Origin of the sequence: Thalassospira profundimaris (genome assembly GCF_003326795.1) — a bacterium.
Classification (GTDB): Bacteria; Pseudomonadota; Alphaproteobacteria; order Rhodospirillales; family Thalassospiraceae; genus Thalassospira; species Thalassospira profundimaris_C.
In genome coordinates this window covers 179,644-195,113 of sequence record NZ_JPWI01000001.1, presented here as the reverse complement: position 1 = coordinate 195,113, position 15,470 = coordinate 179,644, and the positions used below count along the sequence as shown (strand labels likewise).

Here is a 15,470-nt window from a genome sequence, read left to right as displayed (position 1 = left end):
ACTCGAAAGGAAGTCTGGTTTATGACCACCGCTGAAGAAGCACAATTCTCGACTGGCGAAGATTTTGCCGCCCTGCTGGCTGAAACCCTTGGTTCTGAAGACGAAGGTTTTGTTGGCCGCGTAATGACCGGTTCGGTCGTTAAGAAAACTGACGACGATGCAATCGTTGATGTCGGCCTGAAATCCGAAGGCCGCGTTCCGCTTAAAGAATTTGGCGCAGGCGAAGTAAACATTGGCGATACCGTTGATGTTTATGTCGACCGCTATGAAAACAAAGATGGCCTGATCGTTCTGTCGCGCGAAAAAGCGCGCCGCGAAGAAGCCTGGGTTGAGCTGGAAAAACAGTTCTCCGAAGGCAAACGCGTTGACGGCACCATCTTTGGTCGCGTTAAAGGCGGCTTCACCGTTGACCTGTCGGGTGCAGTTGCATTCCTTCCGGGCAGCCAGGTTGATATCCGTCCGGTCCGTGACGTTACCCCGCTGATGAACAACCCGCAGCCGTTCCAGATCCTGAAAATGGATCGTTCGCGCGGTAACATCGTGGTTTCGCGTCGTGCAGTTCTCGAAGAGACCCGTGCAGAACAGCGTGCTGAACTGATCCAGAACCTTCAGGAAGGTCAGGTTCTTGACGGCGTTGTCAAAAACATCACCGATTACGGCGCATTCGTCGATCTCGGCGGCGTTGACGGCCTGCTGCACGTTACCGACATCGCTTGGAAACGTATCAACCATCCGTCCGAAGCGCTCCAGATCGGCCAGACTGTTAAAGTCCAGGTCATCCGCTTCAACAGCGAAACCCAGCGTATCTCGCTTGGCATGAAGCAGCTTGAAGCTGATCCGTGGGAAGGTGTTGAAGCCAAATACCCGGTCGGTTCGAAATTCGAAGGTCGTGTCACCAACATCACCGATTACGGCGCATTCGTCGAACTCGAAGCTGGTGTCGAAGGCCTGGTCCACGTTTCCGAAATGTCCTGGACCAAGAAAAACATTCACCCGGGCAAAATCGTTTCGACCTCGCAGGAAGTCGAAGTCATGGTGCTCGACGTCGATGCACAGAAGCGTCGTATCTCGCTTGGTCTCAAGCAGTGCACCTCGAACCCGTGGGATGCCTTCCTTGCAGCTCACCCGGTCGAGTCCGAGATCGAAGGCGAAGTCAAGAACATCACCGAATTCGGTCTGTTCATTGGCCTTCTGGGCGGCATCGACGGTATGGCTCACCTCTCGGACCTGTCATGGGACCGCGCTGGTGAAGAAGTCATCAAAGAATACAAAAAAGGCGACATCGTCAAAGCCAAGGTTCTTGACGTTGACGTTGAAAAAGAACGCATCTCGCTTGGCATCAAACAGCTTGCTGGCGATCCGTTCAAAGAAGCAGTTACCGGTATCAAGCGTGGCGAAACCGTCACCTGCGAGATCACCGAAGTCAATGACGGCGGCATCGAAGTTGCTGTTGGCGACACCGAACTGAAAGGCTTCATCCGTAAAGCTGAACTGGCGCGTGAGCGTTCGGAACAGCGTCCGGAGCGCTTCGCAGTTGGTGAGAAAGTCGACGCACGCGTTACCGCAATCGACGCCAAAACCCGTAAAGTTTCCCTCTCTGTCAAAGCTCTTGAAGTTGCTGACGAGAAGAAAGCAATGGCGGATTACGGCTCTGCTGACAGCGGCGCATCGCTCGGCGATATCCTCGGCGAAGCTCTGCGCAAAAAGCAGGAAGGCGGCGAATAAGCCACCCTCCAAGGAAATACAGTCTGCTTTCTGGCAGACTGAAAAGACGGGTCGCACATTGTGCGGCCCGTTTTCTTTTGGCCAATCGGTGTGCCGGAACGGCGGTGTGCCCCGGACTGATGCGCAATTGCGCGATACCTGCTAGCGCCCGGAATTGTCACGCTAAATCGTATATCATCCGAGTTTTGACCCCGGATTGGTGTTCGGCACCGGATTGTTGGTCATTTTTAGCGAAAATTTTGATTTTAAACGCTTTTTGTCCTTGCCTTCTGCGCCGAGAAAAACCATTTGAAAAGGCAGCTTTAAGGAGACACTCCTTTCTAAGTATTTGATCGAACAATTATAACCGGGACACCCCTGATGGCGCTGGATGCCGATATTCTGCTGGATCGACGTCGCTTGAAGAAATCAGTCTTCCGCTGGCGCGTGGTGGCTGTGATTGCCGTGCTTGCTGTGATCATCATCGGTCTTGCCGGGACCGGTGTTCAGAACAGCGTTCTGGGCGGACTCGGGCCAAGGATTGTCGAGGTCAATATTGAAGGTGTGATTACCGAGGATCCCTATCTTCTTGATGCGCTGGCTGCCATCGAGGAAGACCGCGATGTTGTCGGTGTGATTGTCCATATCAACAGTCCCGGCGGCACCATGGTTGGTGGTGAAACTCTGTTTGAGGCGCTGCGCCGTATCGGGGAGACCCGACCGATCGTTGCCGAAATGGGCACGGTTGCCGCATCGGGTGGCTATATGACTGCGATTGCCGCCGACCATATTGTGGCGCGCCGGGGCACGGTGACCGGATCGATCGGGGTGATTTTCCAGTCGATGAATTTCTCGGGCACTTTGGAAAAGCTGGGTGTCGAGCCGCTGACAGTTAAGAGCGGACCGCTCAAGGCAGCACCGAATCCGTTCGAACCGGTTGATGATGCTGCAAAATCGGCCATGCAGGGCCTGATTTCCGACATGTTTGACGTGTTTGTCGGAATGGTCGCCGAACGACGTGATATGTCGCTTGATACTGTAAAAACCTTGGCGGATGGCCGGGGCTATACCGGACAGCAGGCCCTTGCCAATGGATTGATTGATGAAATAGGAGGCCGTCGTGAAGCCTTGCGCTGGCTTGAAACCCAGGCCGGTGTCACGCCGGAAGCGGACGTTGTACCGCTTGAAATCGAGTACCCGGAGGACGATTTGATGTCCGCACTGTTTGAGGGAAACCTTGGAAAAGTGCTGTCATCTGAGGGGCTTAAACTTGACGGTTTGCTAGCTGTCTGGCAACCTGAGTGATAGTTACCAATAAAATAATCTAATCCGCGGTTGAGTGATACTGTCAGCACGAACAGGATGGGGCCTGGAAATGACGAAATCTGAACTGATTGCCCGGCTTGCTGAATTGAATCCGCATCTCTATCAGCGAGACGTCGAACGGATTGTTGCAACGATCTTTGACGAAATCACCGACGCGCTTGCCCGCGGAGACCGGGTCGAGCTTCGCGGTTTTGGTGCCTTTTCTGTCAAACAGCGTGATGCACGTGTCGGTCGCAACCCGCGCACGGGTGATGCGGTCCCTGTCGGCGAGAAAAAGGTTCCCTATTTCAAGACCGGTAAACAGCTCCGCGAGCGTTTGAACTGATTTCCGTTTGCGCGATGATTGATCGGCGATCCGGTCTGGCCGGATGGCTTGTGCAAAACCTGCCATGATGCAGAATTTCTGTGTTGGTGGTGACTTGGCTTTTGCCTGCTGTTTGCGCCATACTGTCGCATCGATCCCCGAACGTGACCTGTTGCCTGATTTCGGGGATGTCCGGTTCGCCGGACATCTGCCGCCATCCCGTCAGGCACAAGGAGCCAAGAATGCGTATCCTTTACTGGATTATTTCTATCCCGCTTGCGGTTCTGATTGCCGTCTTTGCCGTGTCCAACCGTGCGCTTGTGACCCTGTCGCTTTGGCCTTTGCCCTATGAGGTCGACCTGCCGCTGTTTCTGCCGATCATGGTCGCCCTGCTTCTCGGGCTTGGCATCGGCTTTGCCTATGAATGGCTGATCCATGGCAAGCATCGCCGGGCCGTCCGCCGAATGGATAGCGAGCTCAAGCGTATCAAGACCGACGATGCGCCCCCCAAAGCTGATCAAAAGGCACTGGGTCATAGCTGACACCGCAAAGGGCTCCTTTCAGGGGCCCTTTTTATTGATCGTTCCGATCTTGTGTTTGCCTCATGCATGGGCCCATGCACCGGAAAGGGACTATTTGACATTGGCCTTTGTGGATAAATCGGCTAAGCCATGTCCGGTCCGCGCACCTGATTGTGGGCCATGACCCAATTGCAAGCCGCCGGAGGACATCATGACCCAGACCCTTTCCCCAAAAGACCGTATCTTCTGTGCCATCGATACCACAGACCTTGATCACGCAATTGACCTGGCGTCAAAGCTGTCTGGCGTGATTGGCGGGGCCAAACTGGGCAAGGAGTTCTTTGCAGCCCACGGTCCACAGGGTGTGCGCGCGGTTGCCAAGGCTGGCATGCCGATCTTTCTTGATGTCAAATATCACGATATCCCCAATACCGTGGCCGGTGCCATCCGTGCGGTTACCCCGATGGGGCTCAGGATCGTCAATGTCCATGCCACAGGCGGCATCGAGATGATGAAACGTGCGGGCGAAGCAGCACGCGAAGCGGCCGACAAGGCCGGCGTCGAAGTGCCCTGGGTGATTGCGGTGACTATCCTGACCAGCATGGATCAGGGTGATCTTGATGATGTTGGCCTCAAGGGTCCGATTGATGAGCGTGTCGTCAAGCTGGCCGAACTGACCCGCAAGGCCGGACTTGACGGTATTGTATGCTCGGCACAGGAAATTACCCCGGTGCGCAACGCCCTTGGTGCGGATTTCAAGCTGATTACACCGGGTATCCGTCCGGCATGGGCATCAAGTGATGATCAGAAACGGATCGTCACCCCGGCGGATGCGGTTGCCATGGGAAGCGACGTTCTGGTGATCGGTCGTCCGATCACCAAGGCCGATGATCCGGTCGAAGCCGCCAAGCGCATCGTCGCCGAGCTTTCCTGATCTTCAGCCTTTCATCGCGTTATTCAAAGGCCCGGCATCGTTCGGGCCTTTTTCATGTTGATCGGGAAATGTCAGCCGTGAATGTTGCGCATGCGGCCATGCGAATTTGGCGATGGTTTCGCGGATCGATTTATCTCAGAATTGAATCGTTTCAAAAATTGGCGCAATATGCCCATCTCGCAGTTGCACAAAATCCGGGTCCAGCAGGTCGACACGGATTTATCTGGATAATTCTGACATGATCGACATCGCCACCACCCGGGGATTTCCCGGAAACTTGCCGATTCTCGCCCTTGCCCTTGCATCCTTTGGCATCGGCACGACCGAATTCGTCATCATGGGCCTGTTGCCCGATGTCGCACTTGATCTGGGTGTCAGCATTCCGGATGCCGGACTTCTGGTGACAGGGTATGCGCTTGGCGTGACCTTTGGCGCCCCGTTCCTGGCCATCGCAACGGCCCGGATGGAGCGCAGACGCGCACTTTTGCTGCTGATTTCCATCTTTATCCTCGGCAATTTCCTGTGTGCCGTAGCCCCGGATTACTGGACCCTGATGGCGGCCCGCGTCGTCACGGCATTTTGCCATGGCGCTTTCTTTGGTCTTGGTGCGGTTGTGGCATCAAACCTTGTCGCACCCCATAAACGGGTTCAGGCCATTGCGCTTATGTTTTCGGGGCTGACACTGGCCAATGTGCTGGGCGTTCCATTCGGGACCGCGCTTGGTCAGGAACTCGGATGGCGTTCGACCTTCTGGGCTGTTGTGGCAATTGGCGTCATTGCTGCGGCGGCACTTTATGTTGCCCTGCCGCGCAGGATTGCGGCATCAACCGGAAGCCTGTGGGCCGAAGCCAGATCACTTGGCAAGGTTCAGGTGCTGTTTGCGATGCTGATTTCTGTTCTCGCCTCGGCCAGCTTGTTCAGCGTCTTTACCTATATCACCCCGATGTTGCAGGAAATCACCGGTATCACCCCGCGTCAGGTCACCTATGTCCTGTTGCTGTTCGGGGTTGGTCTGACGGTTGGCAATTATATTGGCGGGCGACTGGGTGACTGGCGTTTGATGCCTGCCATCATCATCGCTTTTGTGCTGTTGATCGTGATCCTTGCCATGTTCACTGCAACCCTGACCGAAATGATTCCGGCGGTGATCACGGTGATGCTTTGGGGGGTGGTTGCCTTTGCACTCGTTTCTCCGCTTCAGATGCGGGTGGTGAACGAAGCATCCGAGGCCCCCAACCTGGCCTCGACCCTTAATCAGGGGGCCTTCAATCTCGGCAATGCCGGGGGGGCATGGTTTGGTGGTCTTGCGATCACGCACGGCGTTTCCTATCAGCATATTCCATGGCTTGGTGCCGGGATTGCGGTTCTCGCACTGCTGTTCACGGTCTGGAGCCATTTGCTTGATCGTGGTGATGAAGTCTTTGCCGAAAGCGGTGCCAATGCCTGCTAGGTTCTGAAGTCATCAGACAGAAACACAAAACCCGTCAACCGCAAGGCTGACGGGTTTTCTTATGGGCTTGCGGATTTTTCGGTCGGTTTATCCGACCCAATGACGCATCTGATCCCATGTCTGGCTGATGGTCGGGCCATATTGATCAATGATCAGCTTGATCGAAATCGCAATCGATGTGACGACCAGTAGCGGACGGACCAGACGTGCACCGACCTTCATCACCAGATGTGATCCGATCTGTGCGCCGATCAAGGCGCCAACTGCCATCACGGCACCGACGACCCAGACAACCTCGCCACCGGCAATGAACATCACAAGGGATGCAAAGTTCGAAGTGAAGTTCAGAACCTTGGTATGTGCGGTTGCCTTGGTCATGTTGAAGCCAAGCAGGGCAACAAAGGCGATGGAGAAAAATGATCCGGTACCCGGACCAAAGAACCCGTCATAAAACCCGATGCCAAATCCGGCGGTAAAGGCAAAGGTCGCCTTGCTGATCAGCTGATGGGCGTCTATGTCGCCGACCCGTGGCGAAAACAGGAAATAAAGCGCAATCAGGATCAGAAGACCGGGCAGGATCGTCATCAGAATGCCCGGATCAAGCATCTGCACCAAAATCGTGCCAAGCGACGATCCGGCAAAGGTCAGAACGATGGCCAGAATCATATCGCGCGGATTGACGTGACCCTTGCGAATGAAATTAAGCGACGCGGTAAAGCTGCCAAAGCTTCCTTGCAGCTTGTTGGTCGCCAGTGCCTGCGCCGGGCTTACCCCCGCCCAAAGCAGGGCCGGAATGGTGATCAGTCCGCCACCCCCGGCAATAGCATCAATACAGGCGGCAAGGGCGGCAACGCCAAACAGGATCGCTAGAAGATCAAAACCAAATTCCATGGGGCGGCTTTCGTAAATAGGTCATCGCGCAAAGGGTGGGGCAAGGCGCGATTTGAAATCCCGAACGCAGGTCTGACATGGGGTGTCAACGACGCCGGGCGTCGCCATCATATGGTTTTGTGGATCGGCGTCCAGTCGAAGATGACCGCCTTGTTGCGCCCGTGATACTCTATGGCGATCAGGTCGTGACCGGGGAAGTGATCGGGGGAAAGGGTGATGAAGATCTGGCTTTTCGGATTGGCGTTGATATTGGGCGCGATAAGCCCGGTCAGTGCCCACGAAATCAAGAATTGCAAATGTGACGAGGCCTGCTTCACCGACGAGATTTCCCATCTGGCCTGTGATCGCGACAAGGTGCGATTTTCGGCCAAGGGTCTGCCCGATCCGTCCCATCCTGTCATGACCGGCATTACCGCCAGCAATCAGCAATTCCCCGCCGCCCATGATTTTGAATTCGAAATTCTGCAACATCCCCAACTGGCATCCCGACCAACCATGACCGAGGCCGGGCCAGTTGGGGTTGCCATCAACGGGGTGCCGATTTTTGATCCGTCGACACAAGGTCCGGTCAATCCGCAAACCGGCAAACGTCCATCGGCCTTTACCGAGGGCGAGCTTGATGAATGCGGCGGTCATGCCGGGCGCGGCGATGACTATCATTACCACATCGCGCCAAGATGCCTGATCAATGACCTTGGTCGCCAATGGATCGATATCGATAAAAAGCCGGTTGGCTATGCCATGGACAGCTTCCCGATTCTTGCCCTTGGCTGGTTTGAACCCGCCAATTCGGTCGAGTCTCTGCTGGATGCCTGTCGTGGCATGAAAGATGACAAGGGATCCTACTTCTATAATGTCAAAACCACGCCGGACTGGAATGTTCTGAATTGTCTTTCGGGCACGCCACGCGGATTTGCCCGGGATCGTTGGACCATGCGCCGCGACCGCACCGGACAGGATATTGTCGGTCTGCCGATTCCCTTTGAAATCAAAACCGCGTCGTCACAATCGTTTCGCGGGGATGTTTGCCGGGTGATGACCGGGACCTTGCGCGGTGAACAACTTTTGCAAAGTAACGGCACGACCAAACGGATTGATCGTCAGGACGGCGCGCTCTTTTACTGCAATGCCGCCTGCTATGGCCTGTTCTTCGAGGCGGACCGCGCATCTTCCATTCGCGGTAGGGCAATCTATTACGATTATATTGATGATGCCTGCCCGGCGGGTTTTGACCTTGCCTCGCTTGCGATCTTTGAACCCTATCTTGGGTCTGCCCAGTCGCGCAAGGGTCCGGCCGGCACTGGCAAGGCCGGGCCGGGGCCAAAACCGCGTCCCGATGGACAAAAGGGGAATGGTCCGCCACCACGCAATTGAAATTGGTCCTTATTTTGCGGTGGATTCTGGTCTAGAAAGTGGGACGCTTTCATTTAGACGAGTTCCAGATATGCCCGAATTGCCAGAGGTCGAAACAGTTACCCGTGGCCTGACCCCCGTGATGGAAGGCCATGTCGTCGACCATGTGGTGCAACGTCGTCCCAATTTGCGCTTTCCGTTTCCCGACGGTTTTGTCGACCGGATGGCCGGGCGCAGGATCAATCAGCTGACCCGGCGGGCGAAATACATTCTGGGCTATCTTGATGACGGACAGGTTCTTTTGATCCATCTGGGTATGTCGGGCCGCATGACCATCCATAACGACCCGGCAATCGAAGTCCCCGCGCCGGGCAAGCATGACCATGTCGATTTTGTCATGCAGGATGGTGCAGTTGTGCGCTTCAATGATCCCAGACGCTTTGGCGTCATAACATTGATTGCTGCCGATGAGGTCGCCAGCCACAAGATGCTGGCCGATATTGGCCCCGAACCGTTGGGCAATGCCTTTAACAGTTCAGTCCTGGCAGAGGGACTCGCACGTCGCGGCAGTCCGGTCAAAACCGCCTTGCTTGATCAGAAACTGGTCGCAGGACTTGGCAATATATATGTGTGCGAAGCCCTGTTCCGGTCCGGTATCGCACCGGACCGTCTGGCAAAGGATTTGAAGCCCGGCGAGATTGATCGCCTGTATCGCGAAATCCGTCTGGTTCTTGAAGACGCAATTGCCGCCGGGGGCTCAAGCCTTAAGGATCATCGTCAGACCAATGGCGAGCTTGGCTATTTCCAGCATAATTTCCGTGTCTATGGCCGCGAGGGCGAGACCTGCGTTGCAGATGGCTGCGGCAGCACAATCGAGCGGATTGTTCAGGCCGGGCGGTCGACCTTTTTCTGTCCGACCTGCCAGAAATAGGGTGGGGTTTGTTCCCGTCCGGTGCTCTTTTGTCGTATCTGACACCCCCGATGGTTTGATCGCAGGCATCTTTTGATCCAGATCGCGGATGCTTTTATGCAGGTTCGGTTGCGGCGCGTGATCGAATTCGGTAAAACAGTATCAAAATATGGTTTCAGACGAATCGACCCTCAGAAAACCGGGTTGATCGCGTATAAAGGATCACTGGCATGTCATATGAAAACATCATCGCCGAGAAAAAAGGCAATGTCGGGCTTATCACCCTGAACCGCCCGCAGGCACTTAATGCCCTGTGCGCTGCCCTGATCACGGATATCGGTGCGGCCCTTGATGATTTCGAATCCGATGAAAACATTCGTGCCATCGTCATTACCGGATCGGAACGGGCCTTTGCTGCCGGTGCTGACATCAAGGAAATGGCCGACTACACATATATGGATGTCTATAAGAACGACTTCATCACCAAGGGCTGGACCCGTGTGGCCAGCTGCCGCAAGCCGACCATTGCCGCTGTCGCCGGATTCGCGCTGGGCGGTGGCTGTGAACTGGCGATGATGTGCGACATCTTGATTGCCGCAGATACCGCCAAGTTCGGTCAGCCGGAAATCACCATCGGCACCATCCCCGGTGCCGGCGGGACCCAGCGCCTGACCCGTGCAGTTGGTAAGGCCAAGGCAATGGAAATGTGCCTGACGGGTCGGATGATGGATGCCGAGGAAGCCGAGCGTTCCGGACTGGTCGCGCGAATCGTCCCGGCCGACTCGCTGCTTGAAGAAGCGCTTAAAACAGCTGAAAAGATCGCTTCCTTCTCGGGGCCGGTATCGATGAAGGTCAAGGAATCGGTCAACAAGGCCTATGAAATGACCCTGACCGAAGGTCTGATGTTTGAACGCCGTGAATTCCATTCGACTTTCGCACTCGAAGACCGCGCCGAAGGCATGAAAGCCTTCTCTGAAAAGAGAAAAGCCGATTTCAAGCACCGTTGATTGTGCAGTGATCGCTACAAGTTGACCCCTGATTCCGGTGCTGCATATCTGTGTTGCACATCAACAGAGTCCTAAACCGCAGAAAATAGGGCGTCGACGCGGTATCGGGGGTTGACGAGGGTTTCGGACAGAGCTATAAGCCGCGCTCCGAATTACGTAACATTTGTTTGAAGAGACAGGTTCGCAATGGCTCACCATAAATCGGCCAAGAAGCGCATTCGCCGCAACGCCGCCCGTGCAGAAGTCAACGGTGCACGTATCGGTCGCATTCGTACCTTCGTTAAGAAGGTCGAAGCTGCGCTGAACGTTGGCGACAAAGATGCTGCTCAGGCTGCGATGAAAATCGCCGAGCCGGAAATGGCGCGCGGCGCACAGCTCGGCGTTCTGCACAAGAACACCGTTGCTCGCAAAGTTTCGCGTCTGACCGCTCGTATCAAGGCGCTTTAATTTATCCCTTACGGGATGGCGAGTCGAAGGCCGCTCCTCTGGTGCGGCCTTTTCGCTGCCCGGATTCCGGAGAATCACCTTTTGTTCCATGATTCCGCGGGTGGAAGAAACCGCAGAAAATAAGGAACGTTTTGGTGCCGTAATCCTTTTAACGTTCTGTTAAAGATCGCCTTGCCTGATGTGGGTCGCATCAGTACAGTGTTTGGACTTCGCAGGCCGCGCAAAGCGGCCCGAGACGAAGAACCAAAAAAACAAAAGGCGCGAGTACGCTTCCACGATTTTGCGGAAGACCAGCGTGTTGATCACAACCGTGATGAACGCGATCCAGTACCATTTTGTCTTTTGCAGATTTGTTTGTGTGGAATTTTGGGATATCGGGGAAGGTTCAAACAGTGCAGCACGCCGTGAGGGGAACGCAATCGGCACTCGGGCAATCCGGTGGGGGGATGCAGGGTGACCAGCAGGCAGCACTTGATGATCATACAGTTGCAATTTGGCAGGTCGTTCGCGAAAAGCTGCGCGCCGAGTTCGGTGCAACAGCCTATCGCTACTGGCTTGAGCCGGTTGCCCTGATCGGTGTTGAAGCAGGGGTGGCGCGTCTTGGTGCGCCAACGCGCGCCATGCGTGACTGGGTCACCCAGCATTATCTCGACCGTATTCAGGCCTTCTGGCACGCCGAAGATGCCAATGTGCATTTCGTCGAAATCAACATCATTTCCGGTTCCGGCAACAGCACGTCGACTGTAACGGCAGATACCCCGGTGTCTGCATCGGTTTCCGGTAACACGATGTCGGTCAGTGCACAGGCACCGAAAACGGTTTCCGGTTCCAATACCAATTACCGTACCGAAAGCCAGCCGCCGGCATCGGGCCGCACCGCCATTGCCAGCATGTCTGATGATGGTATTTCGGCGGCCCTTGATCCGCGCTACACGTTCGATAACTTTGTGATCGGCAAGCCGAACGAATTTGCCTATGCCGCGGCCCGCCGTCTGGCAGAGGCCGAATCGGTGCCGTTCAACCCGCTGTTCCTGTATGGCGGTGTCGGTCTTGGTAAAACCCACCTGATGCATGCGATTGCCTGGCATATCCGCCGCACCCAGCCGCATCGCACGGTGATTTACCTGTCGGCCGAGAAATTCATGTATCGTTTCATCCGCGCACTGCGCGACAAGAATACGGTCGATTTCAAGGACCAGTTCCGCTCCGTCGATGTTCTGATGGTTGATGATGTCCAGTTCATCTCGGGCAAGGATTCGACCCAGGAAGAATTTTTCCACACCTTTAACGCGCTCGTCGATCAGGGTCGCCAGATCATCGTGTCTGCCGACAAATCGCCGTCTGACCTTGAAGATATCGAAGAACGCCTGCGTTCGCGCCTTGGTTCCGGTCTGGTTGCTGATATTCATGCAACCACCTATGAGCTGCGCCTCGGCATTCTCGAATCCAAGGCAGAACGTCAGGGGGTCGAACTTCCCCAGCGCGTCATGGAATTCCTTGCGCACAAGATCACCGCAAACGTGCGTGAGCTTGAAGGTGCGCTGAACCGTGTGATTGCCCATTCGCAGCTGGTCGGTCGTGAAATCAGCCTCGAGATGGTTCAGGACGTTCTGCATGACGTTCTGCGTGCGTCCGAACGCCGTGTCTCGATCGAGGAAATCCAGAAACGCGTGGCTGAACATTTCAACATCAAGGTCTCGGACATGCATTCGGCCCGCCGTGCGCGCGCAGTTGCCCGTCCGCGTCAGGTTGCGATGTATTTGTCCAAACAGCTGACCACCCATTCCCTGCCGGAAATCGGACGCAAGTTTGGTGGGCGTGACCACACCACGGTCATGCATGCGGTCCGCAAGATCGAAGAACTGCACAGCTCCGATCCGTCGCTTTCTGAAGATATCGATCTTCTGCGCCGGATGCTCGAAGGTTAGGTATTCCTTGCGCCACATCACGTTGTTTTTTGGCTGTGATGTGGCGGGAAACCGCCTGGTTCTGCGGATGGATTTCCGGGCTGCGATGGTGGTAAATTTCCCCCGAAACACATAAGCGAAACTGCGAGTCGCGCAGTATGCGCCGCTTTGCGCGTTTTAGGCGCAAATTGGCCCGGCGACTCCTTTTATTTGCTTGGGTTTAAGCCGTAAAAATCCTTCGATTTCGTGCCATGCATGTTATAATGCGCTTTCCTTGCCCGGAAGGGTGGGGGTCAGGTGAGAAAACTGATTAAAAATCAATTTGTTAAACTAATACTGACAGACGGATAGGACGGGCATGAAGCTGACCATCGAACGCGCGGCTCTGTTGAAATCGCTGACCCATGTTCAAAGTGTTGTTGAACGACGCAACACCATCCCGATTCTGTCCAATATCTTGCTGCGGGCAGAGAATGATCGTCTTTCCCTGACCGCAACGGATATGGACCTTGAAGTCGTCGAAACCACGACGGCCGAAGTTTCCGAAGCCGGGGCGACAACCACACCGGCGCATACGCTGTATGAAATTGTCCGCAAACTGCCCGAAGGCTCGCAGGTGCAGATCGCGCTTGAGCCCGGTGCCGGTCGTCTGACCCTTGCTGCTGGCCGGTCGAAATTCAATCTGGCTGTTCTGCCGGTTGATGATTTCCCGGTCATGTCGGGGGGTGATCTTCCGGTGACCTTCGGTCTTGCTGCTGCTGAATTGCGTGGCCTGATTGATCGCGCTGAATTCGCGATCTCGACCGAGGAAACCCGTTATTACCTTAACGGTATCTATTTCCATGCCACCGACGCCGAAGGCACCAAGATCCTGCGCGCGGTTGCAACCGACGGGCACCGTCTGGCCCGCGTCGAGGCACCGCTTCCTGATGGCGCGGAAAACATGCCGGGCGTCATCGTGCCGCGCAAAACCGTTGGCGAGCTGCGCAAGCTGATCGAGGAAACCGGCGAGGCGGTCGATATCGCTCTTTCGGATACCAAAATCCGTTTCGGTTTCGGCAATGCGATCCTGACGTCCAAGCTGATTGACGGCACCTTCCCGGACTACGAACGTGTGATCCCGTCGGGCAATGACAAAACCCTTGATATCGAATGCAAGGCCTTTGCCGATGCGGTTGATCGTGTCTCTGCGATCTCGATTGAAAAATCGCGCGCGGTAAAGGTCGTTCTGTCGGGCAATACCCTGACCCTTTCGGCTTCAAGCCCGGAACATGGGACTGCGTCCGAGGAACTTGAAATCAATTATGATGCCGAGGACATCGAGATCGGCTTTAACTCACGCTATCTGCTCGACATTGCCAAGCAGGTTAAGGGCGATACGCTTAACCTGCTGATGTCGGACGGCTCAAGCCCGACCATTCTGCGTGATACCGATGACCTCTCGGCATTGTATGTTCTGATGCCGATGCGTGTTTGACGGTAAGCACGATACGCTGTGGCTGTTCTTGCCAATAACCTCATGCCAAAAGACGGTTCGTCCATGACAAACCGTCTTGCCGTATCCCGTATCCAGCTCAGCGAGTTTCGCTGTTACGAAAGCTTGCGACTGTCGCTAAGTGGGGCGCCGGTTGTTCTGACAGGGCCCAATGGGGCGGGCAAGACCAATCTGCTTGAAGCTGTTTCCTTGCTGGCACCGGGCGGCGGATTGCGCCGGGCCAAGCTGGGTGAAATCGCGCGCAGTGTCCCGCCCGCCGACAATGGTGCGACCCGAGCCTGGGCGGTGGCTGCTGATCTTGAAACGCCGGACGGCGTGTTTCAGGTCGGATCGGGCCTTGATCCGGCAGCCCTTGAGCAGGGGCGTGAACGCCGTGCAGTCCGCATCGACGGTCAGGCCCAGCGTGGTCAGGCTGCATTGGGACGGGTTTGTGCCGCTGTCTGGCTGACGCCACAGATGGATCGCCTGTTTCTGGACGGGCCTTCGGCGCGCAGGCGTTTTCTGGATCGGCTGGTTTACGGCCTTGATCCCGATCACAGCAGCCGCGTTGCTGCCTATGAGCATTCCTTGCGCTCGCGCGCCAAGCTGCTCAAGGAAGGCAAGGGTGATGACAAATGGCTGGCCTCGATCGAAGATTCGATGGTCCGTCACGGCATTGCGGTTGCGGTTGCGCGTGCTGAACTTCTTGCCCGTTTGAGCCGGGCCGGAACCATGGCCATCGGGCCATTTCCCGCCGCGCGTCTGGCGCTGGCGGGCGATCTTGAAGACTGGCTGGAAAAATATCCGGCCATCGAGGTCGAAGACAGAATGCGGGCTGCATTGCGCGACGGACGTGCGCGAGATGCGACCTATGGCGGGGCGATAGTCGGCCCTCAACGCAGTGATTTGCTGGTTTGGCATGATGCCAAGGGACAGTCGGCAGATCAATGTTCCACCGGGGAACAAAAGGCGTTGTTACTGTCGATCATTATGGCCAATACCCGCCTGCAGACAAAGGCACGCGGGGCTGGCCCGCTGCTGTTACTTGACGAGGTGGTTGCGCATCTGGATGCAGAACGCCGCAAACACCTGTTTGACGAAATCGTGGCGCTTGGCGTCCAGGCCTGGATGACAGGTACGGACCGGGCGCTGTTTGAAGGTTTGGACGGTCGTGCGCAATTCTTCCGCGTGGAGAATGCCACATTGTCTTTGGAAACCAATCCGTGAATGCCGAGGTTGTGA

The 15,470-nt window shown here is 55.7% G+C and carries 14 protein-coding genes; 13 read left to right on the top strand and 1 reads right to left on the bottom strand.

The window, feature by feature from the left end; all coding sequences use genetic code 11:
* Positions 1-21: 21 nt before the first annotated feature.
* The 6 genes from rpsA (at position 22) to TH30_RS00865 (ending at position 6,239) form a co-directional block, all read left to right on the top strand.
* Entirely contained in the window at positions 22-1,725 is a 1,704-nt protein-coding gene (gene rpsA / locus TH30_RS00890) for a 30S ribosomal protein S1 (RefSeq protein WP_114096220.1), read from the top strand.
* Positions 1,726-2,085: 360 nt separating this feature from the next.
* On the top strand, positions 2,086-3,009 hold the full coding sequence (sppA, locus tag TH30_RS00885) for a signal peptide peptidase SppA (protein ID WP_114096219.1): 924 nt from the start codon (positions 2,086-2,088) through the stop codon (positions 3,007-3,009).
* Positions 3,010-3,079: 70 nt separating this feature from the next.
* Complete coding sequence (gene ihfB, locus TH30_RS00880) at positions 3,080-3,355, top strand: integration host factor subunit beta (RefSeq protein WP_101246842.1); 276 nt, start codon at positions 3,080-3,082, stop codon at positions 3,353-3,355.
* Positions 3,356-3,576: 221 nt separating this feature from the next.
* Positions 3,577-3,876, top strand: a complete 300-nt coding sequence (locus TH30_RS00875) for a LapA family protein (RefSeq protein WP_114096218.1) — start codon at positions 3,577-3,579, stop codon at positions 3,874-3,876.
* Positions 3,877-4,066: 190 nt separating this feature from the next.
* Positions 4,067-4,789, top strand: coding sequence for an orotidine-5'-phosphate decarboxylase (gene pyrF / locus TH30_RS00870; protein WP_114096217.1), 723 nt, complete (start codon positions 4,067-4,069; stop codon positions 4,787-4,789).
* Positions 4,790-5,027: 238 nt separating this feature from the next.
* On the top strand, positions 5,028-6,239 hold the full coding sequence (locus TH30_RS00865) for an MFS transporter (RefSeq protein WP_114096216.1): 1,212 nt from the start codon (positions 5,028-5,030) through the stop codon (positions 6,237-6,239).
* Positions 6,240-6,326: 87 nt separating this feature from the next.
* Here TH30_RS00865 and TH30_RS00860 read toward each other — a convergent pair whose 3' ends face one another.
* Positions 6,327-7,130, bottom strand: coding sequence for a TSUP family transporter (locus tag TH30_RS00860; protein ID WP_114096215.1), 804 nt, complete (start codon positions 7,128-7,130; stop codon positions 6,327-6,329).
* Positions 7,131-7,346: 216 nt separating this feature from the next.
* On the opposite strand from TH30_RS00860, the gene TH30_RS00855 reads away from it, so the two are divergent.
* The 7 genes from TH30_RS00855 to recF all read left to right on the top strand — a co-directional run bounded on the left by TH30_RS00855 (position 7,347) and on the right by recF (position 15,455).
* Complete coding sequence (locus TH30_RS00855; RefSeq protein ID WP_114096214.1) at positions 7,347-8,504, top strand: YHYH protein; 1,158 nt, start codon at positions 7,347-7,349, stop codon at positions 8,502-8,504.
* Positions 8,505-8,574: 70 nt separating this feature from the next.
* Positions 8,575-9,414, top strand: coding sequence for a bifunctional DNA-formamidopyrimidine glycosylase/DNA-(apurinic or apyrimidinic site) lyase (gene mutM / locus TH30_RS00850; RefSeq protein WP_114096213.1), 840 nt, complete (start codon positions 8,575-8,577; stop codon positions 9,412-9,414).
* Between the two features lie 209 nt (positions 9,415-9,623).
* Positions 9,624-10,400 (top strand): enoyl-CoA hydratase, encoded by a 777-nt coding sequence (locus tag TH30_RS00845; protein WP_114096212.1) that lies wholly within the window; start codon positions 9,624-9,626, stop codon positions 10,398-10,400.
* A 186-nt stretch (positions 10,401-10,586) separates the two neighbouring features.
* Positions 10,587-10,847, top strand: a complete 261-nt coding sequence (gene rpsT / locus TH30_RS00840) for a 30S ribosomal protein S20 (RefSeq protein ID WP_101246850.1) — start codon at positions 10,587-10,589, stop codon at positions 10,845-10,847.
* Between the two features lie 392 nt (positions 10,848-11,239).
* Positions 11,240-12,775, top strand: a complete 1,536-nt coding sequence (gene dnaA, locus TH30_RS00835; RefSeq protein ID WP_114096211.1) for a chromosomal replication initiator protein DnaA — start codon at positions 11,240-11,242, stop codon at positions 12,773-12,775.
* Between the two features lie 337 nt (positions 12,776-13,112).
* A complete protein-coding gene (gene dnaN / locus TH30_RS00830; protein WP_114096210.1) occupies positions 13,113-14,231 on the top strand; it encodes a DNA polymerase III subunit beta in 1,119 nt (372 codons plus the stop codon).
* A 63-nt stretch (positions 14,232-14,294) separates the two neighbouring features.
* On the top strand, positions 14,295-15,455 hold the full coding sequence (gene recF / locus TH30_RS00825) for a DNA replication/repair protein RecF (RefSeq protein ID WP_114096830.1): 1,161 nt from the start codon (positions 14,295-14,297) through the stop codon (positions 15,453-15,455).
* Positions 15,456-15,470 lie beyond the last annotated feature (15 nt).